General features: G+C 44.0%; 19 protein-coding genes. 17 read left to right on the top strand and 2 right to left on the bottom strand.

Annotated features, from left to right (window positions below; all coding sequences use genetic code 11):
• Positions 1 to 22 precede the first annotated feature (22 nt).
• The 10 genes from NSQ25_RS15730 (at position 23) to NSQ25_RS15685 (ending at position 10658) form a co-directional block, all read left to right on the top strand.
• A complete protein-coding gene (locus tag NSQ25_RS15730; protein ID WP_061110103.1) occupies positions 23 to 1537 on the top strand; it encodes an MATE family efflux transporter in 1515 nt (504 codons plus the stop codon).
• Between the two features lie 20 nt (positions 1538 to 1557).
• Positions 1558 to 2151 carry a sugar transferase gene (locus NSQ25_RS15725; RefSeq protein ID WP_080943491.1) on the top strand — a complete coding sequence of 198 codons (594 nt, stop codon included), beginning with the start codon at positions 1558 to 1560 and terminating at the stop codon, positions 2149 to 2151.
• Positions 2114 to 2800, top strand: a complete 687-nt coding sequence (locus tag NSQ25_RS15720) for an acetyltransferase (protein ID WP_326135825.1) — start codon at positions 2114 to 2116, stop codon at positions 2798 to 2800. The genes NSQ25_RS15725 and NSQ25_RS15720 overlap by 38 nt, the downstream gene beginning before the upstream one ends.
• Positions 2800 to 3978: an aminotransferase class I/II-fold pyridoxal phosphate-dependent enzyme gene (locus NSQ25_RS15715; RefSeq protein WP_326135824.1), complete on the top strand. Its 1179-nt coding sequence runs from the start codon at positions 2800 to 2802 to the stop codon at positions 3976 to 3978. Before NSQ25_RS15720 ends, NSQ25_RS15715 begins: the two co-directional genes overlap by 1 nt.
• Before the next feature lie 149 nt (positions 3979 to 4127).
• On the top strand, positions 4128 to 5750 hold the full coding sequence (gene nikA, locus NSQ25_RS15710; RefSeq protein ID WP_326135823.1) for a nickel ABC transporter substrate-binding protein: 1623 nt from the start codon (positions 4128 to 4130) through the stop codon (positions 5748 to 5750).
• Positions 5751 to 5768: 18 nt separating this feature from the next.
• On the top strand, positions 5769 to 6713 hold the full coding sequence (nikB, locus tag NSQ25_RS15705) for a nickel ABC transporter permease subunit NikB (protein ID WP_061110100.1): 945 nt from the start codon (positions 5769 to 5771) through the stop codon (positions 6711 to 6713).
• Positions 6710 to 7543 (top strand): nickel ABC transporter permease subunit NikC, encoded by an 834-nt coding sequence (nikC, locus tag NSQ25_RS15700; protein ID WP_070326035.1) that lies wholly within the window; start codon positions 6710 to 6712, stop codon positions 7541 to 7543. The genes nikB and nikC overlap by 4 nt, the downstream gene beginning before the upstream one ends.
• A gap of 4 nt (positions 7544 to 7547) precedes the next feature.
• Positions 7548 to 8363, top strand: a complete 816-nt coding sequence (gene nikD / locus NSQ25_RS15695) for a nickel import ATP-binding protein NikD (protein WP_170825849.1) — start codon at positions 7548 to 7550, stop codon at positions 8361 to 8363.
• Between the two features lie 13 nt (positions 8364 to 8376).
• On the top strand, positions 8377 to 9192 hold the full coding sequence (gene nikE, locus NSQ25_RS15690) for a nickel import ATP-binding protein NikE (protein ID WP_326135822.1): 816 nt from the start codon (positions 8377 to 8379) through the stop codon (positions 9190 to 9192).
• Between the two features lie 140 nt (positions 9193 to 9332).
• Complete coding sequence (locus NSQ25_RS15685) at positions 9333 to 10658, top strand: MATE family efflux transporter (protein WP_041115634.1); 1326 nt, start codon at positions 9333 to 9335, stop codon at positions 10656 to 10658.
• Between the two features lie 20 nt (positions 10659 to 10678).
• On the opposite strand, the gene yvfG is transcribed toward NSQ25_RS15685, so the two are convergent.
• Positions 10679 to 10894, bottom strand: coding sequence for a protein YvfG (gene yvfG, locus NSQ25_RS15680; protein WP_024423509.1), 216 nt, complete (start codon positions 10892 to 10894; stop codon positions 10679 to 10681).
• Between the two features lie 70 nt (positions 10895 to 10964).
• On the opposite strand from yvfG, the gene rpoN reads away from it, so the two are divergent.
• Together rpoN and NSQ25_RS15670 are read left to right on the top strand one after the other, a co-directional pair.
• Positions 10965 to 12263, top strand: a complete 1299-nt coding sequence (rpoN, locus tag NSQ25_RS15675) for an RNA polymerase factor sigma-54 (protein WP_111926754.1) — start codon at positions 10965 to 10967, stop codon at positions 12261 to 12263.
• Between the two features lie 172 nt (positions 12264 to 12435).
• Positions 12436 to 13173: a FadR/GntR family transcriptional regulator gene (locus NSQ25_RS15670; protein ID WP_326135820.1), complete on the top strand. Its 738-nt coding sequence runs from the start codon at positions 12436 to 12438 to the stop codon at positions 13171 to 13173.
• Positions 13174 to 13203: 30 nt separating this feature from the next.
• Here NSQ25_RS15670 and NSQ25_RS15665 read toward each other — a convergent pair whose 3' ends face one another.
• Positions 13204 to 14643 carry a sigma 54-interacting transcriptional regulator gene (locus NSQ25_RS15665; RefSeq protein ID WP_120207715.1) on the bottom strand — a complete coding sequence of 480 codons (1440 nt, stop codon included), beginning with the start codon at positions 14641 to 14643 and terminating at the stop codon, positions 13204 to 13206.
• A 209-nt stretch (positions 14644 to 14852) separates the two neighbouring features.
• Here NSQ25_RS15665 and NSQ25_RS15660 point away from each other — a divergent pair, with 209 nt between their 5' ends.
• The 5 genes from NSQ25_RS15660 (at position 14853) to NSQ25_RS15640 (ending at position 21343) form a co-directional block, all read left to right on the top strand.
• The gene (locus tag NSQ25_RS15660; protein WP_034280960.1) at positions 14853 to 16046 is read left to right on the top strand and encodes an ornithine--oxo-acid transaminase; all 1194 of its coding nucleotides are present in this window, start codon (positions 14853 to 14855) and stop codon (positions 16044 to 16046) included.
• Positions 16047 to 16185: 139 nt separating this feature from the next.
• Positions 16186 to 17559, top strand: coding sequence for an amino acid permease (locus NSQ25_RS15655; RefSeq protein WP_259455922.1), 1374 nt, complete (start codon positions 16186 to 16188; stop codon positions 17557 to 17559).
• Between the two features lie 309 nt (positions 17560 to 17868).
• Entirely contained in the window at positions 17869 to 18906 is a 1038-nt protein-coding gene (locus NSQ25_RS15650) for a sugar-binding transcriptional regulator (RefSeq protein ID WP_034280955.1), read from the top strand.
• A 31-nt stretch (positions 18907 to 18937) separates the two neighbouring features.
• Entirely contained in the window at positions 18938 to 19945 is a 1008-nt protein-coding gene (gene gap / locus NSQ25_RS15645) for a type I glyceraldehyde-3-phosphate dehydrogenase (RefSeq protein ID WP_007500174.1), read from the top strand.
• A gap of 213 nt (positions 19946 to 20158) precedes the next feature.
• On the top strand, positions 20159 to 21343 hold the full coding sequence (locus NSQ25_RS15640) for a phosphoglycerate kinase (RefSeq protein WP_024426073.1): 1185 nt from the start codon (positions 20159 to 20161) through the stop codon (positions 21341 to 21343).
• Positions 21344 to 21371 lie beyond the last annotated feature (28 nt).

Genomic DNA, 21371 nt, shown 5'->3' with positions numbered 1-21371 from the left:
TTAAACGCTGCGTGAAAGCACAATGAATCGGGCGTTTCTTTACAATGCCAGTGCGAACTTAATTACGTTTGTTCTAATGATGCTCATGTCTGTTTGTTTAACACCTTATATTGTTCATACGCTTGGGGTGGAAGCATTCGGCTTAATCCATCTGACGCAAAATATGATCAACTATTTATCGGTCATTACGGCTTCGTTAAGTGCGGTTGTTGTGCGATTTTTTTCTGTGGCGGCTCATAAAGGAGAGATGGAGAAGGCGCAGCGCTATCTCGCTTCCTATTTCGTCAGTTCGTTTTTACTATCGATCAGTCTCTTTTTGCTTTGTCTTTTCATGTCTCAACAGCTGGTTGAGTGGCTTCATGTGCCTGTTCATCTCGCGAAAGACACACAGACCGCCTTTATTTTAGGGGGTCTTTTATTTATGCTCAATTTCGTCATGTCTGGCATTGGGGCTGCACCGTTTTATGCAAATAAGCTCTATGTATCAAGTGTTGGACAGGCGATTCAAATGTTTTTGAGGGCGCTGATGATTGTCATCCTGTTTACATGGACGACACCAGCCATTTGGCATATCCCGCTTGCGGCCGTCATTGGAAGCTTAGCGGCTATGGGAATCGGTATCTATTATTTTAAGAAACTCATCCCTTGGTTTTCGTTCAAGTGGCGGCACGTCTCATTATCGTCTAGTCTCACTCTTGTTCGATCAGGGGTCTGGCATTCATTTGAGCAAATGGGGATATTGTTGTTTTTACAAATTGATTTATTGATGACCAACTTGCTCATTGGAGCGGAAGCGACGGGCCAGTATGCGGCAATTTTACAGTTCCCATTATTATTACGCACACTGGCAGGGACACTGGCCGTTGTGTTTGCACCAACGATCACGAAATTTTATTCGAATCAGGACAAAGAGGGACTCATTCAATATGCTGCAAACGCCATTAAGTGGAGCGGCTTATTTGTTGCGTTCCCAGCCGCACTTCTAGGAGGTCTCGCTGGTCCGCTCATGCTTTTATGGCTTGGGCCTGACTTTGAAGAGCTGAAATGGCTTCTTATGATTCATGCGGCTTATTTATGTTTGACCTTGATGTTTTTACCGCTCACATATGTGCCGACTGTGTTTAATCGATTGAAAATTCCTGCGGTTGTCACCCTTATATTAGGTGTCTCTAATGTGCTTTTTGCCTATGGATTGACTCATATGCTGCAGCTTGGTTTATATGGCATTGCATCAGCGGGGGCAATGGTTTTATTGATTAAAAATATTGTGTTTCTGCCATTTTATACAGCCAGGATCACGAATCAGAAACGCACTATCTTTTACAAGCATACACTGGTTCCACTTGCTGGAGGGCTATTTATTTGGGGCATCTGTGCGGGGATTCAGGCGGTATATAACGTGACTTCATGGTGGGAGCTGTTTTGTATTGGCGGGCTTTGTTTCATTCTCTATATGGGCTACTTGTATCTGTTTGCAGGAACGAAACGAGAGCGGATGCAGCTGATGCGTAAGGTAAAACATGCGGTCTCCCGCTAATATGAAAAGGAGATGCAATGATGAAAAGAATGATAGATGTGACGGTGGCATTGACGCTGCTCATCGCAGGCAGTCTTCTTTTTCTTCTCATCTATGGACTGATTAGATGGAAAATTGGAACGCCTGTGGTGTTTCGGCAGAAGCGGCCTGGTCTGTATGGCCGGCCTTTTATGCTATATAAATTTCGAACGATGACCGATGAACGCGATGAACATGGGGTGCTGCTGCCAGATCATCTGCGATTAACAAAAACCGGCGCCTTGATTCGAAAGCTTAGTCTTGATGAATTGCCGCAGCTTGTCAATGTACTCAAAGGAGAGCTTAGTCTTGTAGGGCCAAGACCGCTTTTGATGGAGTATTTGCCTATGTATACAGAAGAACAAGCAAGGCGTCATCTTGTGAAGCCCGGCATAACAGGATGGGCACAGGTGAACGGCCGGAACAAGCTTACCTGGGAGGAGAAATTCACCTATGATCTTTGGTATGTCGAGCATCAATCGTTTTGGCTCGATATGAAAATTTTGTGGATGACCTTGCTGAAGGTCATGAAAACAGAGGGGGTGCAGCAGCCGGATCATGCCACAGCTGAAAAATTCAAAGGAACCGATATATAAGAAGAAAACCATTGGTTTAATTGGGGCCGGAGGACATAGCAAAGTCATCCAAGATCTCATTTTTGCACATGCCGATTACTCATTATGTGCGGTGTTAGATGATCAATTTGAAGAGGCGGTCACTCAAAGCGGGATTTTGTATGGACCGATCTCCATGAGTGAGCAGCTGAGAGAGACAATGCCTCATATGAAATGGCTGATTGCGATCGGACAAAATGAGATCAGACAGCTTATCAAGGAACGCCTCTCATTTGAAAATACAGCATTTGCCACACTCATTCATCCAGAGGCGGTGATGAGTCCGTCAGCTGTCATTGGAAGGGGGACTGTCGTGATGGCAAGGGCAGTGGTTCAAGCAGATGCAGCCATCGGTGAGCATACGATTATAAATACAGGGTCTATCGTCGAGCATGACTGCAAACTCGAATCGTTTGTGCACCTGTCACCAGGCGCGGTGCTGACTGGCGGTGTTTCCGTGCGGGAAGGTGCCCATATTGGGGCTGGTGCCGTGGTGACACCCGGTACAACGATCGGAAGCTGGACGGTCATTGGCGCTGGAGCGGCTGTGACAAGAGATATACATAATCATAAGGTCGCTGTAGGAATTCCTGCAATTGAAATCAAAGACCGGAGAGAAGGTGGGAAGTGATGAAAGAAAGGAAGCGAATTTACTTATCTCCTCCGCATATGAGCGGAAAAGAGTCTCTCAAAATAGAGGAAGCCTTCAAGAGCAACTGGATTGCGCCGCTTGGACCGCTTGTGAATGATTTTGAACAGGCAGTGGCGGACTATGCAGGAGTGAAGTCAGGAGCGGCTTTATCCTCAGGAACAGCAGCGATTCACCTTGCTTTAAAGCTGATAGGTGTACAAAAAGGAGACATTGTCTTTTGTTCCACCCTCACGTTTGTTGCAACGGCAAATCCGATTTTATATGAACAAGCTGAGCCAGTTTTTATTGATTCTGAAAGGGAGACATGGAATATGTGCCCGCTTGCTTTAGAGAAAGCCTTTGTTGAATCAAAACGTCTTGGTAAAAAACCTCGCGCGGTCATCGTTGTCCATTTATATGGGCAAAGTGCAAAAATGGACGAGATCATGGCTTTGTGTGAAGCATATGATGTACCAGTCATTGAGGATGCGGCTGAATCGTTAGGCGCGCTTTATAAAGGAAGAAAAAGCGGCTCAATGGGCAGGTTCGGTATCTATTCTTTTAATGGAAATAAAATCATTACAACATCAGGGGGCGGAATGCTTGTGAGTGATGATGAAGCTGCGATTGAACGATGCCGCTTTCTTGCTTCACAGGCCAGAGAACAAGCGATGCACTATGAGCATCAAGAGATGGGATACAACTATCGCATGAGCAACCTCTTAGCAGGGGTCGGGATTGCTCAAATGGAAGTGCTGGACGAGCGTGTTGAACAAAAGCGCCGCATTTTCCAGCGTTATCAGGACGCTTTATCAAAATCAGAGGGTCTTCATTTGATGCCAGAATATCAAGAAACGAAATCCAACCGCTGGCTGACGGCCTTAACCATTGAACGTGACACACAATTGTCTCCAGCAGATATCATTGGTGCTTTAGAAAAAGAACAAATCGAAGCAAGGCGTGTATGGAAGCCGCTGCACCAGCAGCCGCTCTTTCGTCATTGCCCTTTTTATACTGCGGAAAAAGGCACTCCTGTATCTGAGCTGTTATTTGAGCGCGGGCTTTGTCTTCCGTCTGGAACGAGCATGACAGATGCAGATCAGGAGCGTATCATCCATATACTCCATGACATGCTGCGAGAAAAAACATTTACCTCTTCACAGGCTGCTCATTCGTAAGCAGCCTGCCTCTCTTTCTATCAAATTCCTCAATTTATGGAATAAATAGGAATAATCATTGTCATTTCGTATCAAATATGATATTGACAACAGGTGCCTTCCTCCTTAAAATGAAAATGATTATCAGCATCAATTAGGAGGAACAACTTATGTCTATTTGGAGAAATTTTCCGAAAATTAAAATAAATTCAACATTACCATTCCTGCTTATTTTCTTTTTACTAGTAGGATGCTCTCAAACAAACAATGGAGCAGAAGGCAATAAGGATCATCCTGATATGATCACAATGGCGTGGCCAAGAGATATTGGTGAAATGAATCCACACGTATACAACCCATCACAATTATTTGCGCAATCAATGATTTATGAGCCATTGGTCAGCTATCAAAAGAATGGTAAGCTGAAACCTGAATTAGCGAAATCATGGGATGTTTCAAAGGATGGCAAGGTGTATACGTTCCATTTAAGAGACGGAGTGACATTCTCAGACGGCTCTAAATTTAATGCGGACATTGTAAAAAAGAACTTCGATACGATTTTAAAAAATAAAGATTTACATAGCTGGTTAGGTGTCATTAAGAAAATCAAAAAGACAGAAGCCGTTGATAAAAAGACATTTAAACTCACATTAACAGCACCATATTATCCAACTGTGCAAGAATTAGCCGTTGTTCGTCCAGTTCGTTTCTTAGGTGAAGCAGGTTTCCCTAAAAACGGAGATACGTCAAAAGGAATTGAAAAACCAGTGGGGACAGGCCCTTGGGTTTTAAAAACATATAAGAAAGATGATTATGCCATTTTCGAACGAAACGATCATTATTGGGGAGAAAAACCAAAGGTAAAAGAAATCAAGGTAAAGGTCATCCCAGATGCGGAAACGAGAGTCATGGCATTTGAAAAAGGTGATGTGGATTTACTTTACGGAGAAGGAACCATTAGCCTTGATTCTTACAAACAGCTTGAGGCAAGCGGCAAGTATGAAACAAAAATGTCAGAGCCTGTTGCAACGAGACAGCTTGTTATGAACACAAAAGTGGATCAGCTGTCAGATGAGAAAGTGCGTCATGCCCTTCAATATGCCTTCAATAAAAAATCAATGGTAGAAGGGGTCACCTCAGGTTTAGAGGATGAAGCAGATCACATCCTTCCGACTAACATGCCGTATACGTCACACATTCAAGTGAAGTCTTTCAAATATGATGTGGACAAAGCAAAAGCATTGCTGGATGAAGCGGGCTGGACACTTCCAAAAGGAAAATCCGTTCGTGAAAAAGATGGGAAAAAGCTTGAGTTTAGTATGATGTATGACTCAGCGGAATCGATTCAAAAAGCGATGGCGGAAACGCTGCAAGCAGAATGGGCAGCCGTTGGTGTCGGCGTTAAGCTTGAGGGTGTGGATTTGGCAACACAGGTTCAGCGCTTTAAAGCCAATAAGTTTGATATGAACTTCTTTAGCAACTACGGAGCGCCGTATGATCCGCATACATTTATGAACGTTCTCTCATCAGATGGTTTTGGATTCAAAGAAGCCATTTCAGCCTACCCAAATAAGGAAAAGCTGATCAAAGAAATGACGGAAATTCCATCCACAACAAATGAAAAGAAACGCAAAGCACTGTATTCGTCTGTCTTATCCTCTTTACAGGATCAAGGGGCAATTGTGCCAATCTCTTATTTTAAAAAGACAGCCGTTTATCAAAAAGCTGTGAAGGACTTTGAATTCCCTGCAAATCGTGATGAACATCCTTTCACAGGCATTAAGCTGAAGTAACAGAAGGAAGGTAAGGAAATGGGCCGCTATATCGTCAAACGAGTGCTATCAATTATTCCTGTATTTTTATTAGCCACACTGCTCACAACTGGTATGATTCACCTCTCGCCAGTTGACCCGGCTGAGGCATATTTAGCAGCGGCTCATATTCAGCCTACGGATGAAATATTAGCGCAAAAACGAAGTGAATTCGGCTTAGATGAGCCATTTTATATGCAGTATCTTCATACCATTGAAAAAGTCATTCACCTTGATTTCGGCCAGTCGTATATGTCCAATCAGCCTGTCGTTGATGAGGTGATTTATCGAATACCGGCGACAATTCAATTGGCGCTTACCAGTCTGCTGATCGCTATTTGTGTCAGCATTCCGCTCGGCTTTTTCAGCGGCATGAGGAAAAATGGTGCCGTGGATCATGTGAGCCGGCTCATTTCTTTCCTAGGAGCATCTATCCCGACGTTTGTCTTGGGGTATTTGCTCATCTTCTTTTTTTCAGTGAAGCTTGACCTCTTACCAGTTGAAGGGATTGGAACATGGGAGCATCTCATTCTGCCGTCGATTACACTGGCAGTCCCTTTAATTGCTACGTATACAAGGCTGTTACGGTCAAGTGTGAGTGAGGCGCTTCAAGAGCCTTTCGTTCAATATGCGAGAATCAGAGGATTGAAGGAACAATCGATCATGTTCAAGCATGTGTTCAGAATGGCGATATCGCCGATGCTGACCGGACTAGGGGTGAACCTTGGCAAGCTGTTAACCGGAACCATTATTGTAGAGGCCGTTTTCTCATGGCCGGGGTTTGGCCGCTTTTTTATTGAAGCGATCTTTAACCGGGATCTGCCTGTCATTCAATTTTATGTCCTCATGTCAGCCTGTATTTTTATCTTGAGCAGCTTGATCGTTGACTTAGTTCAGCTGATCATAGACCCCCGTATTTCTAGAAAGGAAGGCCGCCAGCAATGATGACAAAAGTAAAACATCTCTTCTCTCATCAAAAGATGATCTCGATCTGCGCTTTGCTGCTCGGTCTCCTGCTGATTGTGACAATATGTGCACCATGGATCGCTCCACATGATCCGGCAGCTGTCAATCTAGCGATGAAGCTAAAGGGGTCTTCGTGGGAGTATCCTCTTGGGACAGATCAATTAGGGCGGTGCAATTTATCTCGTATTTTATATGGTGCGCGCGTTTCGCTCGGCTGTGCGTTATTAATCTTTCTTTCTTCGTTATTCATTGGTTTAATTGTCGGCCTGTTTTCAGGATACAAAGGCGGCTGGATCGATCACGTATTGATGAGAATCTGTGACGGCGTCATGGCATTTCCCAACCTGGTGCTGATCCTTGGATTAGTCGGCATCTTCGGTCCGGGACTTTCTCAAGTCGTACTTGCCTTGATGCTAGTGCAATGGGTGTATTATGCCCGCGTCTTCCGAGGAATGGTGCTCAGTTTAAAAGAACAGAACTTTATTGCAGCTGCAAAAATCAGTGGGACCTCGCATTGGAACATTATGAGAAAGCATATGATTCCCAATGTTCTGCCGCCATTAGCAGTCATTGGAACACTTGAAATGGGCTGGGCGATTATGGACATATCAGCGATGTCCTTTCTCGGATTAGGCGTTCAGCCTCCTATGCCTGAATGGGGAGCGATGATTCATGAAGGAAAGTCGTACATTCAAACGAATCCTCAGTTAATGCTGTACCCAGGTCTTGTGATCATGGCTGTGGTGGTTCTGTTTAATTTACTAGGAGAAGCCCTTTCAGAGAAATATGGCATCAAACGCCGTGTGTAAAGGAATGATCAATGTGCAAGAGTCCATTTTACAAGTAGAGAACCTGCATGTGCAGACGAAAACTCCTCAAGGGACAACCCCTCTTATTCAAGAAGTCTCGTTTGAAGTAGGGCGTGGTCAAATTCTTGGATTAATCGGTGAGAGCGGCTGCGGGAAAACAGTAACAAGTATGTCGATCTTACGTATGCTTGATCGAAAAACAACTGAAGCCACTGGCAGTATCACATTACAGGGACGAGAATTGATTGGTATAAGTGAGAAGGATATGCGTTCCATTCGGGGCAAAGACATCTCGTATATTATGCAAAATCCAATGAACAGCTTTACGCCGGTATGGACAATCGGTCATCAGCTGGTTGAAACCATCCGCCGGCATACTGCTGTCAGTAAAAGGCAGGCACGAGCACAGGCAATGGATGCGTTAGCGCAAATGAATCTGCCGCAGCCAGACCAGCTGTTCAATAAGTATCCTTTTGAATTAAGCGGAGGGATGCTGCAGCGTGTCATGATTGCCATGGCTGCCTGTATGCACCCGCCCCTCATCATTGCAGATGAGCCGACAACCGCATTAGATGTACACAATCAGAAACGGGTGCTTCAGCATCTGAACCAAATTCGTCATGAACATGGAACGGCCATTTTACTCATTACCCACGATCTTGGTGTCATTGCTGAAATGGCAGATCAAGTTGTCGTCATGAAACAAGGAGAAATAGTTGAAAAGGCGGGAGTTCTTGAACTTTTTGAACAACCAAAGCATGATTATACAAAAAAACTATTAGCAGCTCGTCCATCCATCCCAGCTGTTTGTCCGATTTGAGGTGAGAAGTCCTTTGCATTTATTAGAAGTGAAAGCAGTCAGTCATGCATACAACAGCCGGTCGTTTCTAGTCAGAAAAAAAGGCGCAGCCCCTGTTCTGAAAAGCGTCGATTTAACTATTGAAGAAGGCACCTGCCTTGGGCTGCTGGGACAAAGCGGCGCAGGGAAAAGTACACTTGGCCGCATCATACTTGGTTTAGAGAAACCAAGAGCTGGACAGGTTCTTTTTGAAGGTCAGGATGTCTATCGTGCAGATCAGCCAACACGTAAGCATTTTCGCCGGCATGTGCAAGCGGTGTTTCAGGATTCCTATTCGGCGGTAAATCCAAGGTGGACAGTCGAACAAATTTTATCTGAGCCGCTTGAAAACTATGAATTTATGAGCCGGAAGGAACGTAAAAACATACTGATTCACTGGCTGGAAAGAGTCGGGCTCGGTGAAAAGGATTTGTCTAAATATCCGCACCAATTCAGCGGCGGCCAGCTGCAAAGGATCAACATCGCTAGAGCCTTATTGCTCCAGCCAAAGCTCATTGTGCTTGATGAATCTGTCAGCAGCTTAGACATGGTGACGCAGGCTGTCATTTTAGATTTATTAGTAGAATTAAAGAAGGAGCTGGGTGTGGCTTACTTATTTATTACACATGATATAACAGCAGCCTATCACTTATGTGATCAATTGGCGATTCTTGATCAAGGAGAGCTTGCTGCCCAGTTTCAATCAAAGGATGATTTTTTTTCATCAGAAAAGGAAGCGGTGCGGAAAATGAGAAATGCAATGCTCGCAGACCATCCTTTGTCACGAACGATTGGCAGACCGGTTCGGTAAAACTTCATTTTATTAATACCTCAGCGTGTAGGTCTCAAGCTGAAAAAAAGACAAAGGGCGAAAAGAAAGATTTTAGCCCTTTGCAGGCAAACTGCGCCTCTTTTAGAAGAGGCTATTTTTCATGAAAGGCAGGTGGCAGTGTGAACCATCGGGCGTATTTGGCTTTGGCTATTCCCTTAACAATTTCAACGATGACCACTCCATTACTTGGAGCTGTTGATACAGCGGTTGTCGGTCAGCTCGCAAATCCTGCTTACATTGGAGGCGTTGCGGTCGGCAGTCTCATTTTCAGTACATTATATTGGCTGTTTGGTTTTTTGCGGGTCAGTACATCTGCTTTTGCCGCCCAGGCAAACGGAGCGCAGAATGAGGAACTAGGCGTTCTTGCTTTTCTAAGACCTTTTTTCGTCGCCGTCATCGTCGGACTTTGTTTTATTGCTCTGCAATGGCCGATCATTCAATCTGCTTTTCTAGTCATCTCTCCTGATGCTGATGTCCGTCAATTTGCCGCAGACTATTTTCATATTCGCATTTGGGGAGCGCCATTTACTTTAATGAATTATGTCATATTGGGCTGGCTGATGGGGATGGCTAAAATGAAAGAAGCTCTTTCATTACAAATCTTGATCAATGTTATGAATATGGCGCTCGCATTTCTGCTTGTTCATGTGTTTTCGTTTGCAGTCAAAGGAGTTGCGGCTGCGACATTGATATCTGAACTAACCGCTTTTGTGTTAGGGGCATGGATCATCATGAAGCATTCGTCAAACGGATTCCAGATGCCTTCCATTAAGAAAATCATGGATACACAGGCAGTGCAGAAAATGTTTCATGTGAATAAGGATTTGTTTATTCGTACGATCTGTCTGCTAGTGGTCATCAACATGTTTACCGCAAAAGGTGCTTCTTTTGGTACAGAGCTGCTGGCAGCCAATGCCATCTTATTTCAAATTCACTACATCATGGCTTATTTGTTCGATGGTTTTGCCAATGCGTCCAGCATCCTTGTTGGCCGATCAGTTGGTGCAAATGACCGCACCCTCTATGAAAGAACCTTAACCCTTTCAAGGCAGTGGGCACTTGTCATGGCATGTGTCATTGCGGCGGTTTATTTTCTATTAAAAGAGCCGATATTGAGCTTGTTTACGAATCTCCCTCATTTGCTTGATGTGACATTACGCTATGCAGACTGGCTCGTTCTTTATCCGTTTGCGGCTTGTTTCGGTTTGGTCATTTACGGCGTATTTACAGGTGCGACAGAAATTGCCCCTGTTAGAAATTCGATGCTGTTTGCGATGATTTTGTTTATCGTCGTTCAAACCGCAGTCACGCCCCTTTGGCACAATCATGGCCTATGGTTTGCCTTTATCATTTATACTGTCGGGCGGTCTGGTTTTTTGATGATGTATAAATCGAGGCTGGATCAGAAACTTTTCGCATATGATAAACACCCTTTGCCATCTTGACAAAGGGTGTTCTTTTTCGTTCATTCGCTTTCTTTTTTCACCTTTTGATAGGCTTCATCAAGATGCTGAATTCGCTTCAATACAACCGCATTTTTGGTCAGCTGGTCTTGAACAAGCGTTGACACCACTGAGCGGTAATAGGCATTCATGGCATGAACCTTGTCTTCATTTTGGTTCATGGCGATGTGCTGCTTCAAGTTGTCGACAAAGTATGGAACGGAAAAAAGTTCAGACATATAAATCACTCCTATTTCGTATATACGGTCCGTCAATCTTCATGTAAAATGATGAGAGGGAGGGGAGACAATGAGCCTTAAACTGCAACAAGAACAGGTATTAAAGCAGGTGCTCACACCAGAACTCAGGCAGGCCATTACGCTGCTGCAGCTGAATTGCACAGAGCTCGGCGAGTATCTTGACCAGTTAGCACTTGAGAACCCTCTGATTGAGCGGAAAGACACGGACAGCTACCAACCAGTTTATCATAAAAAATCACACGATCGAATGACAGAGCCGTATCGAACGCATCAAAAAGAAAGCCTGCAAATGTTTTTAAAGAGACAGGCGATTGATTTAAATTTAAGTGAAAAGAATCAAAGAATCTTTTACTTTATGATTGAGTCCATTGATTCCAATGGCTATCTAAATGAACCGATTGACGCAATGGCAGCTGTCTTAGAGGTCCCAGCTGAAGAAGTAGAAGCCGTCCTTCATCAGCTGCAATCCCTAGAGCCTGCCGGTATTGGCGCAAGATCATTGCAGGAATGTATCCTCCTTCAACTGAGAAGAAAAAAGGAACGCTGGTATGAAGCCGAGCTGATCATCGAAGAGCATTTCTTTCTTTTTGCCAGAAAGGCTTGGAAGGAAATTGCGGCGAAAACAGGTGTTTCAATGAAAACACTCCAAGCGGTACAAGATGTAGTGTCTCAGCTTGAACCAAGACCAGGCCTTCATTTCTCATATGATGAGGAGCATCTGTATATAGAGCCTGATGTGACGATTACTGTGATGCAGGATCACATCACATTTGAGCTGAATCAGCGCGCTTTTCCAGACGTTGAAATGAATGAAGGCTACTTCGCCATGATTCAAGAACAAAAGCGGCATGAAGCATACACGTATTTAAAGGAAAAAGAGCAGCAGTACAATTGGCTTGTCCAAGCGCTGAAGCAAAGAAAGCAAACGATGACTCATGTCGTTCGTGAGATTATCTCACATCAGACAGATTTTTTCCTAACAGGGAAACATAAAATGAAACCGCTTACGATGAAGCGGATTGCAGATATACTGCAAGTGCATGAGTCAACAGTCAGCCGGACTGTAAAAGGGAAAATGGTGCAAACCCCTTATGGTCTCATGGAAATGAAACAATTTTTCCAAGCAAAATTAGAAGGGCATTCACTAGAAGAGGCGTCCAGCTACACTGTCAAAACGCACATTGCAGAGCTCATCCAAACGGAAAATAAGAAAAAACCGTATTCAGATCAGCAAATCATGACGCTGCTTCAGCAAACCTTTGGCATCCGGGCGTCACGCAGAACCATTGCAAAATATCGCGAACAAATGAATCTTCCATCCTCTACGCTGCGGAAGCGATACGATTAAAAAGAAGTACTTGCCAGAACATGGCACGTGCTTCTTTTTTTGTTGAAAGCAAGGCAGCCCGAAGATTTCTTGAAAATTAAAGAGGGGAGACGTGTGATCGGAAATTTTGGGGTAAAGTATAAGATAGGGCATGAGCCGATAGGGATAGACAACAGTGATGAGGTGAGACCAATTGAAATATAAACAAATCAAAACGAAAAAAATATATGAAGAAATTGCGGATGCATTAATTGAATCCATTCGTACAGGTGAGCTTCTTCCGGGGGAAAAATTAGATTCGGTTCAAGCGCTCTCAGAAAGCTTTCAAGTCAGTCGTTCTGCTGTAAGAGAGGCGCTGTCTGCTCTCAAAGCGATCGGATTAATAGAGATGAAGCAAGGGGAAGGTACATATGTGAAGCAGTTCGATCCTGAACAGCTCACATTTAGTCTGTCTCCTGCATTTTTGATGAAGCAGCATGATGTCACGCAGCTCCTTGAATTAAGAACCATTATTGAGACGGGTGCTGTCAAAAAGGCAGCGCTGCTCCGAACGGACGATGACCTTCATCAGCTGCGTGAGGCACTCGAACAAATGAAACTCGCAGAAGCACATAAAGAAACTGGTGAAGAGGCAGACCTCTTCTTCCATCTCGCCATAGCCACAGCCTCAAAGAATGATTTATTAAAAGCATTAATGAATCAGATCTCCACCTTGCTGGTAGAAACGATGCGTGAGACGAGAAAAGCCGTCTTGTTTTCAAAAAAAGCCTCCATTCGGCAGCTTTACAAAGAACATGAACACATTTACAAAGCCGTCTTGGCAAGACAGCCAGAAGAAGCAGAAAGAGCGATGCTCACGCATTTAAAAAATGTAGAAAAACTGCTGAGTGACGTGATTCAAGAACCGGCAGAAGAGTCAGAACCACAGTAAGCTGTGCCGAATAAGGGCACAGCTCTATTATTAACGAGAAATATGCAGTTTTTTCATGCGATATTGCAGACTTTGCCTGCTCATGCCCAGTATCTTTGCAGTCTGTGAAATATTATCGTCCATTTTTTCTAAGTAATGGACGATGTATTGTTTTTCGAATCGTTCCATTTGGGTTTGAAAATCAGTCGTATGTTCTTGGCTTGTATAAATAAACGTGTCAGCTGCTGCGGTATGCTGCAAAGGATTCGTCTGTAATTGCGCTGCAGGACGCCCTTCCCCATGCTTAAATCTAAAATGATATGGAAGGTGATGCAGGCTTAAGTAATCCTCATCCATCATCATATTCATCCCCGCTTCAATCACATGCTCCAGTTCTCGTACATTACCCGGCCAATCATACGCTTGAAAAAGGGCTAGTACCTCTTCGTCAGCCGCTTTCACCTTCATTTGAAACAGCTCATTATATTTTTGAATAAAATGACTGACAAACGTAGGAATGTCTTCTTTTCGCTCAGAAAGCGGCGGAATAAATAAGGTGACAATACCCAGCCGATAAAATAAATCCTTGCGCATGCGTCCGCCTGCGATTGCATCTACAGGATCCTCATTCATATTGGCAATGACTCTTACATCAACAGCGATTTCTTTTGTGCTGCCAAGCCTTCTCACACGCTTCTCCTGTAAAACACGCAGCAGTTTTGCTTGAAGACCAGGATTTAATGAGTTGATCTCATCAAGCAGCAGTGTACCTCCCTGCGCCTGTTCAAATAAGCCGGGCTGATCAGCTGCGCCTGTAAAAGCCCCTTTTTGTGTACCAAAGAGCAGACTTTCAATGAGATTATCAGGCAGTGCCGCGCAATTCTGGGTAATAAATGGTCCAGATGACCGGCTGCTGCCGTTATGAATGCTTTGCGCAAATAGTTCTTTTCCTGTCCCTGTTTCTCCAACAATGAGCACATAGGAAGAGGTGCGTGTCGCTCGTTTTGCATGCTCAATCACCTCTAAAAACGCAGGACTTTGTCCAATAATGGAATCAAAGGTAAAGCGTGTGCTTCCTTTTTTCTTCATATTGTGGTGGATCAGCCGTTCCAGCTTGGTCACATCATTCGAAATTTCAACCGCTCCTTGGATGAGGCCGTCTCGAACGAGCGGGTATGTATGATTAATCGTTGTGATTTCTTTTCCGTTGTAATTATGATACGTCTGCTTTGCATGAACGGTTTGTTTCCCAGTACGCAGCGCTTGGACAAGCGTACTGTGCATGTCGTCTTGGAAGACGAAGAGGTCTAATACATTTTTATGGAGAACATCAGAGCGTTTCAAAGACTCAATCTCCATCATTTTTTTATTATAGACAACAGTGTTGCCATTCTCGTCAATTGCATGAACCCCGACATCTATTAAATCGAGCATTTGTTTATACAGATCAATCTCATTTTCGAGCTTTGCAGTATACGAATCTTCTTTCATTGCGCCACCTCCAGACGTTACCTCTATTTTACATGAAAAATTTTGCGGTTTCCTCTAAAAAATTTGGCGGATGCAAAAATATTTTGCATAAAAAACCAGATCAATCACCGCCATAATGCAGGCAGAAAGTTGGCACGATCCTTGCATATCATATGTGTGTAGATGAACCTAATGAAAAAGAGGCTAGCTTATAGAAGGAGGAATAGACGATGACACAGACAAATGAATTGATTCAACAAACCGAACAATACGGTGCGGCAAACTATCATCCGCTGCCAATTGTGATTTCAGAGGCTGAAGGGGTTTGGGTGACAGACCCTGAAGGCAATCGATATATGGATATGCTGAGTGCATATTCCGCAGTGAACCAAGGGCATCGCCATCCCCGCATTATTGAAGCGCTCAAAAAACAGGCAGACCGGGTAACACTGACCTCAAGAGCTTTTCACAATGATCAGCTTGGTCCTTGGTATGAGAAAATTTGTCAACTGACGAATAAAGAGATGGCACTCCCGATGAATACTGGAGCTGAGGCTGTAGAAACAGCTGTCAAAGCAGCAAGACGCTGGGGCTATGACGTCAAGGGAATCGAAGACAATCGCGCAGAAATCATTGCGTGCGTCGGTAACTTCCATGGCAGAACGATGACGGCTGTTTCCCTTTCTTCTGAAGCAGAATATCAAAGAGGTTTCGGTCCAATGCTTCCAGGCATTAAGCTGATTCCTTACGGAGATATTGAAGCGTTACGTGAAGCCATCACACCACAAACAGCGGCTTTTCTGATCGAACCTATTCAAGGAGAAGCGGGAATTGTCATGCCGCCAGAAGGCTTCTTGAAGGAAGCGAAGGCGCTTTGTGAAAAGGAACATGTGCTGTTCATTGCGGATGAAATTCAGGTCGGATTAGCACGAACAGGCAAGATGTTTGCATGCGACTGGGAAGACATTGAGCCAGATATGCTGATTCTTGGGAAAGCTTTAGGCGGTGGTGTATTCCCAATCTCGTGTGTGGTCGCAAACCGCGATATATTAGGTGTGTTTAACCCTGGATCTCACGGCTCTACCTTCGGTGGAAATCCTCTTGCGTGTGCGGTATCGCTGGCTGCACTGGATGTCTTAATCGACGAAAACCTTGCAGCGCGTTCTATGGAGCTTGGCGAATACTTAAAAGACAAACTCACGCGCATTCAAAGTCCTGTCATCAAGGAAGTGCGCGGCCGCGGATTATTTATCGGCATGGAGCTGACAGAGGCAGCGAGACCTTATTGTGAAAAGCTGAAACAAGCAGGACTGTTATGTAAGGAAACCCATGAGACCGTCATCCGCTTTGCACCGCCTCTCACGATTTCTAAAGAAGATTTAGACTGGGCGATTGGTCATATTGAAGCATTATTTCAAGCATAAATGTCAAAGGGGGAGAAACCTTCACTTTCTCCCTTTCCCTTTCAACGAACAGCGAATTTTGTCAAAGGATGATGAATAGAAGAGTGAAAGTGGGGAAAATGATTTGAAGCAAGAGCAGCATAATGAACTAGAACGTTCCATGAAAAGCAGGCATCTCTTTATGATTGCCTTAGGCGGCGTCATTGGTACTGGTCTTTTCCTTGGGTCAGGACTCATTATCCATCAGGCTGGACCCGGGGGAGCCATTCTATCCTTTATCATTGGCGGATTGTTAATGTATTTGGTGATGCTCTGTCTTGGAGAATTAGCAGTGGCGATGCCGACAGCGGGTTCCTTTCAGGAGTATGCAACCAAATATATAGGTCCGTCCACAGGCTTTATGATCGGCTGGCTTTATTGGTTTAGCTGGGCATGTACAATAGGACTGGAGTTTACGTCAGCAGGCATTTTGCTCCAAAGATGGTTCCCAGATATCCCTGTTTGGCTGTGGTGTCTTGCATTTAGCGTAATTTTATTTGCCGTGAATGCCATCTCAGCTCGCAGCTTCGCTGAAACCGAGTTTTGGTTTTCAGCCATTAAGGTCGCTGCCATCCTATTATTTATTATCATTGGAATTGGCGCAATTTTCGGAATGATTGATCTAAAAGATGGAGAACCAGCCCCTCTATTTCGTCATTTGACGGATCATGGCGGACTATTTCCTAACGGCGTTTTTGCTATTTTATTAACCATGGTCACGGTCAATTTCTCCTTTCAAGGAACAGAACTTGTAGGGATTGCCGCAGGAGAGAGTGAAAGCCCTGAAAAAACATTGCCGCGATCTATACGAAATATTATTTGGAGAACGATGGTCTTTTTCGTTTTATCCATTGCGGTTCTGGCCGCACTTCTTCCGTGGCAGACAGCAGGCACCGTCGACAGCCCGTTTGTCGTCGTGCTGGACAAGGTCGGCATACCGTATGCTGCAGATATCATGAATTTTATCATCATCACAGCGGTCTTATCTGTAGCAAACTCTGGATTATATGCATCATCACGTATGCTTTGGGCGCTGTCGAAAGACGGGAAAGGACCTGACTTTACGAAAAAGCTGTCCAAGCGTAAAATTCCGATCAATGCACTATTGGTCACAATGGGCGTATCTGCACTATCTCTGCTGACAAGTGTTGTGGCACCAAAAACGGTGTATGTGTGGCTCATTTCTATTTCTGGTATGGTTCTTGTTGTGGTGTGGATGTCTATTTGCTTGTCCCAGTATTTCTTTAGAAAACAATTCATAAAGGCGGGCGGAGATGTAAAGGATCTCGTCTTCCGAACACCGCTCTATCCATTTGTCCCATTAGCAGGCTTTATCGCATTTGGCATTGTCCTCATCAGCTTGTTTTTTATCGAGGATCAGCGGATCGGTCTTTATTGCGGAATTCCGTTCATGGCTGCCTGTTACATCATTTATTATCTCAAAATCAAACCGAAAGAAGAGGCAAAACAGTTTGGAACCATCACAAAAACATAAGCAAATCCTGAAAAAAATGTGCATGCTGATCTCACCAGCATGCACATTTTGCATCGTGAATACATTCTATATAAAAGAAAATAAATATTTTGAAAAGAAATATCATAGCAAGAACCTTGATGACAAGCAGGTTATCGGTGAAAATGTGTCTATTTTTTGTCTAAATGTGTTTGTAAGAGTTGAAAATGCAAGATTATCCTGTTAAAATAATTAAAGAAAGCAGGGATTGATTTTTTTTGGCTGTGGCGGGACGTTTTTTGTCACAGTGGGACGTTTTTGGTCCAACGTGAAAAGAAAGGGTCGTTAGCCATGAATCATTTATTGGAAGCTCAAAAAAAATTATTGCCAGATCTTCTCATTGTTATGCAAAAACGCTACGACATTTTGCAGTACATCAGATTAGCTGAACCAATTGGCCGCAGAAGCCTTGCGACGAGTCTTGGTCTCAGCGAGCGCATCTTACGTGCTGAAGTTCAGTTTTTAAAAGAACAAAATCTGCTGGATGTCAAAACGAGCGGCATGATGCTGACGAGTGAGGGTCACGCTTTGCTTGAAATGCTTGAAGGAATGATGAAGGACGTTTTAGGTTTAACCTTTTTGGAAAATACATTAAAGAGAAAGTTAGGCCTGGAAGAAGTCATGATCGTTTCTGGTGACAGTGACGAATCCCCGTGGGTGAAGCAAGAAATGGGAAGAGCTGCTGTCCAATGCATGAAAAAAAGGTTTACTGGAAATAATATCGTCGCCGTCACTGGCGGAACGACGATGGAAGCCGTTGCCGAAATGATGACCCCTGATGCCAAAAACCGCGATATGATGTTTGTCCCTGCGAGAGGCGGTCTTGGGGAGAATGTAAAAAATCAGGCAAACACCATTTGTGCCCACATGGCTGAAAAAGCTTCCGGTACTTACAAACTGCTGTTTGTTCCAGGGCAGCTGTCAGAAGGTGCTTACTCTTCCATTATTGAAGAGCCGTCCGTCAAAGAAGTGCTTCAAACGATTAAATCGTCCACGATGCTTATTCATGGTATTGGTGAAGCAAAAACAATGGCGATGAGACGAAATACACCAGCTGAAGATTTAAAAAAGATTGATGAGCATGACGCAGTGACAGAGGCCTTTGGCTATTACTTTAATCGTGATGGTGAGGTCGTACACAAAGTGCACTCCGTCGGTATGCAGCTAGATGATCTAGAAAGCATTCCACACATCATTGCTGTTGCAGGTGGATCATCAAAGGCGGGGGCGATTGAAGCTTATTTCAAGAAACCGCGCCGAACGGTTCTCGTCACAGACGAAGGAGCCGCAAAAGAGTTATTAAGGGAGTCAATTGATCCCTCAATATAAAACATTGTGACCTATAAAAGGAGGAAACATCATGGCAGTAAAAGTCGGTATTAACGGATTTGGACGTATTGGACGTAACGTATTTCGTGCAGCATTAAATAATCCTGAAGTTGAGGTAGTAGCGGTTAACGATCTAACAGATGCTAACATGCTTGCACACCTTTTACAATATGACTCTGTTCACGGAAAACTAGATGCAGAGGTTTCTGTAGACGGTACAAACTTAGTAGTGAACGGTAAAACAATCGAAGTATCAGCTGAGCGTGACCCTGCGAAATTAAGCTGGGGTAAACAAGGCGTAGAAATCGTTGTTGAATCTACTGGATTCTTCACAAAACGTGCAGACGCTGCGAAACACTTAGAAGCTGGCGCTAAAAAAGTCATCATCTCTGCTCCTGCTAACGAAGAAGATATCACAATCGTTATGGGTGTAAACGAAGACAAATACGATGCAGCTAGCCACGATGTCATCTCTAATGCGTCTTGTACGACAAACTGCTTAGCTCCATTTGCAAAAGTACTTAACGATAAATTTGGTATCAAACGCGGTATGATGACAACTGTTCACTCATACACAAATGACCAGCAAATTCTTGATCTTCCGCACAAAGACTACCGTCGTGCTCGTGCAGCTGCGGAAAACATCATCCCAACTTCTACAGGTGCTGCGAAAGCTGTTTCACTTGTATTGCCTGAACTTAAAGGTAAATTAAACGGCGGCGCTATGCGTGTTCCAACACCTAACGTTTCTTTAGTTGACCTTGTGGCTGAATTAAACCAAGATGTAACAGCTGAAGACGTAAATGCAGCACTTAAAGAAGCAGCTGAAGGAGAACTTAAAGGAATCCTTGGCTACAGCGAAGAGCCATTAGTATCTGGTGACTACAATGGTAATGCAAACTCTTCAACAATCGATGCTCTTTCTACAATGGTAATGGAAGGCAGCATGGTGAAAGTGATTTCTTGGTACGATAACGAGAGCGGATATTCTCACCGCGTTGTTGACCTTGCAGCTTACATTGCAAAACAAGGTCTTTAATTTCTCACACTGAAGGAACTCACTTGGTTCTTTCCTAGAGACACGATATAATGAAGACGGACAAGGGAAGGGGAAGCATCCCTTTCCCTTTTTCTCTGTTTTTATCCGTTCTGCACGATTTCTCGTTTTGATGAGGGCAAAATGGGAAAAGGATAAAGAGAGTCTTGTCCAATGCGTAAGGAAACCAGAATAAAGGAGGATCTCCTGACGAGCATGAATAAGAAATCAGTAAAAGACATTGACGTAAAAGGTAAAGTTGTGTTCTGCCGCGTAGATTTTAACGTTCCGATGAAGGACGGAGAAGTGACGGATGATACTCGTATCCGTGCAGCATTACCAACAATTGAGTATTTAACAGGACAAGGCGCAAAGGTACTGCTAGCTAGTCATTTGGGTCGTCCGAAGGGTCAAGTTACTGAAGAACTGCGTCTGACACCTGTGGCAAAACGTCTGCAAGAGCTTCTTGGAAAAGAAGTGAAAAAAGCAGATGAAGCTTACGGCGACAACGTGAAAAAGCAAATCTCTGACTTAAAAGAAGGAGATGTGCTAGTGCTTGAAAACGTTCGTTTCTATCCTGGTGAAGAAAAGAACGATCCTGAATTATCAAAAGCATTTGCTGATTTAGCCGATGTGTATGTCAATGATGCGTTCGGTGCTGCACACCGTGCACATGCATCGACAGCTGGTATTGCAGCTTATCTTCCGGCTGTTTCAGGCTTCCTCATGCAAAAAGAGCTTGAGGTTCTAGGGAAAGCCATTTCAAATCCTGATCGCCCATTTACAGCGATTATCGGCGGCGCAAAGGTAAAGGATAAAATCGGTGTGATTGAAAGTCTTCTTGATAAAGTGGACAACCTCATCATCGGCGGCGGACTTGCTTACACATTTGTGAAAGCACTTGGCCACGAGGTAGGGAAATCTCTACTAGAAGAAGATAAAGTCGATTTAGCGAAATCCTTTATGGACCGTGCAAAAGAAAAAGGCGTGAACTTCCTGATTCCAACAGATGTTCTGGTAGCCGACGACTTTTCAAATGATGCGAATACAAGCATTGTGCCAATCTCTGAAATTCCAAGTGATCTAGAAGCACTTGATATTGGAACAGAGACAAGAGAAAAGTATGCTGACGTTATTAAAAACAGCAAACTTGTTGTCTGGAACGGACCAATGGGTGTATTTGAAATCGATGCATTCGCTAAAGGAACAAAAGCTATCGCAGAAGCACTGGCAGAAGCAAAAGATACATATTCTGTCATTGGCGGTGGAGATTCAGCAGCAGCTGTTGAGAAATTTGGTCTTGCCGATCAGATGAGCCATATTTCTACAGGCGGCGGCGCTTCACTTGAATTTATGGAAGGCAAAGAACTTCCTGGTGTTACTGCATTAAACGATAAATAAGACCAAAACTGCTATAAGGAAGTGTCAA

This window comes from Bacillus sp. FSL R5-0512, assembly GCF_038593295.1.
Taxonomy (GTDB): domain Bacteria; phylum Bacillota; class Bacilli; order Bacillales; family Bacillaceae; genus Bacillus; species Bacillus safensis.
This window is presented reverse-complemented; position numbering and strand designations above follow the sequence as displayed.

Bases quoted from the DNA above. Each gene is read 5' to 3' on its own strand.
- NSQ25_RS15730 (WP_061110103.1), top strand. From the start codon at position 23: ATGAATCGGGCGTTTCTTTACAATGCCAGTGCGAACTTAATTACGTTT.
- NSQ25_RS15725 (WP_080943491.1), top strand. From the start codon at position 1,558: ATGAAAAGAATGATAGATGTGACGGTGGCATTGACGCTGCTCATCGCA.
- NSQ25_RS15720 (WP_326135825.1), top strand. From the start codon at position 2,114: ATGCCACAGCTGAAAAATTCAAAGGAACCGATATATAAGAAGAAAACC.
- NSQ25_RS15715 (WP_326135824.1), top strand. From the start codon at position 2,800: ATGAAAGAAAGGAAGCGAATTTACTTATCTCCTCCGCATATGAGCGGA.
- nikA (WP_326135823.1), top strand. From the start codon at position 4,128: ATGTCTATTTGGAGAAATTTTCCGAAAATTAAAATAAATTCAACATTA.
- nikB (WP_061110100.1), top strand. From the start codon at position 5,769: ATGGGCCGCTATATCGTCAAACGAGTGCTATCAATTATTCCTGTATTT.
- nikC (WP_070326035.1), top strand. From the start codon at position 6,710: ATGATGACAAAAGTAAAACATCTCTTCTCTCATCAAAAGATGATCTCG.
- nikD (WP_170825849.1), top strand. From the start codon at position 7,548: ATGATCAATGTGCAAGAGTCCATTTTACAAGTAGAGAACCTGCATGTG.
- yvfG (WP_024423509.1), bottom strand. From the start codon at position 10,894: ATGTCTGAACTTTTTTCCGTTCCATACTTTGTCGACAACTTGAAGCAG.
- rpoN (WP_111926754.1), top strand. From the start codon at position 10,965: ATGAGCCTTAAACTGCAACAAGAACAGGTATTAAAGCAGGTGCTCACA.
- NSQ25_RS15665 (WP_120207715.1), bottom strand. From the start codon at position 14,643: ATGAAAGAAGATTCGTATACTGCAAAGCTCGAAAATGAGATTGATCTG.
- NSQ25_RS15660 (WP_034280960.1), top strand. From the start codon at position 14,853: ATGACACAGACAAATGAATTGATTCAACAAACCGAACAATACGGTGCG.
- NSQ25_RS15655 (WP_259455922.1), top strand. From the start codon at position 16,186: ATGAAAAGCAGGCATCTCTTTATGATTGCCTTAGGCGGCGTCATTGGT.
- NSQ25_RS15650 (WP_034280955.1), top strand. From the start codon at position 17,869: ATGAATCATTTATTGGAAGCTCAAAAAAAATTATTGCCAGATCTTCTC.
- gap (WP_007500174.1), top strand. From the start codon at position 18,938: ATGGCAGTAAAAGTCGGTATTAACGGATTTGGACGTATTGGACGTAAC.
- NSQ25_RS15640 (WP_024426073.1), top strand. From the start codon at position 20,159: ATGAATAAGAAATCAGTAAAAGACATTGACGTAAAAGGTAAAGTTGTG.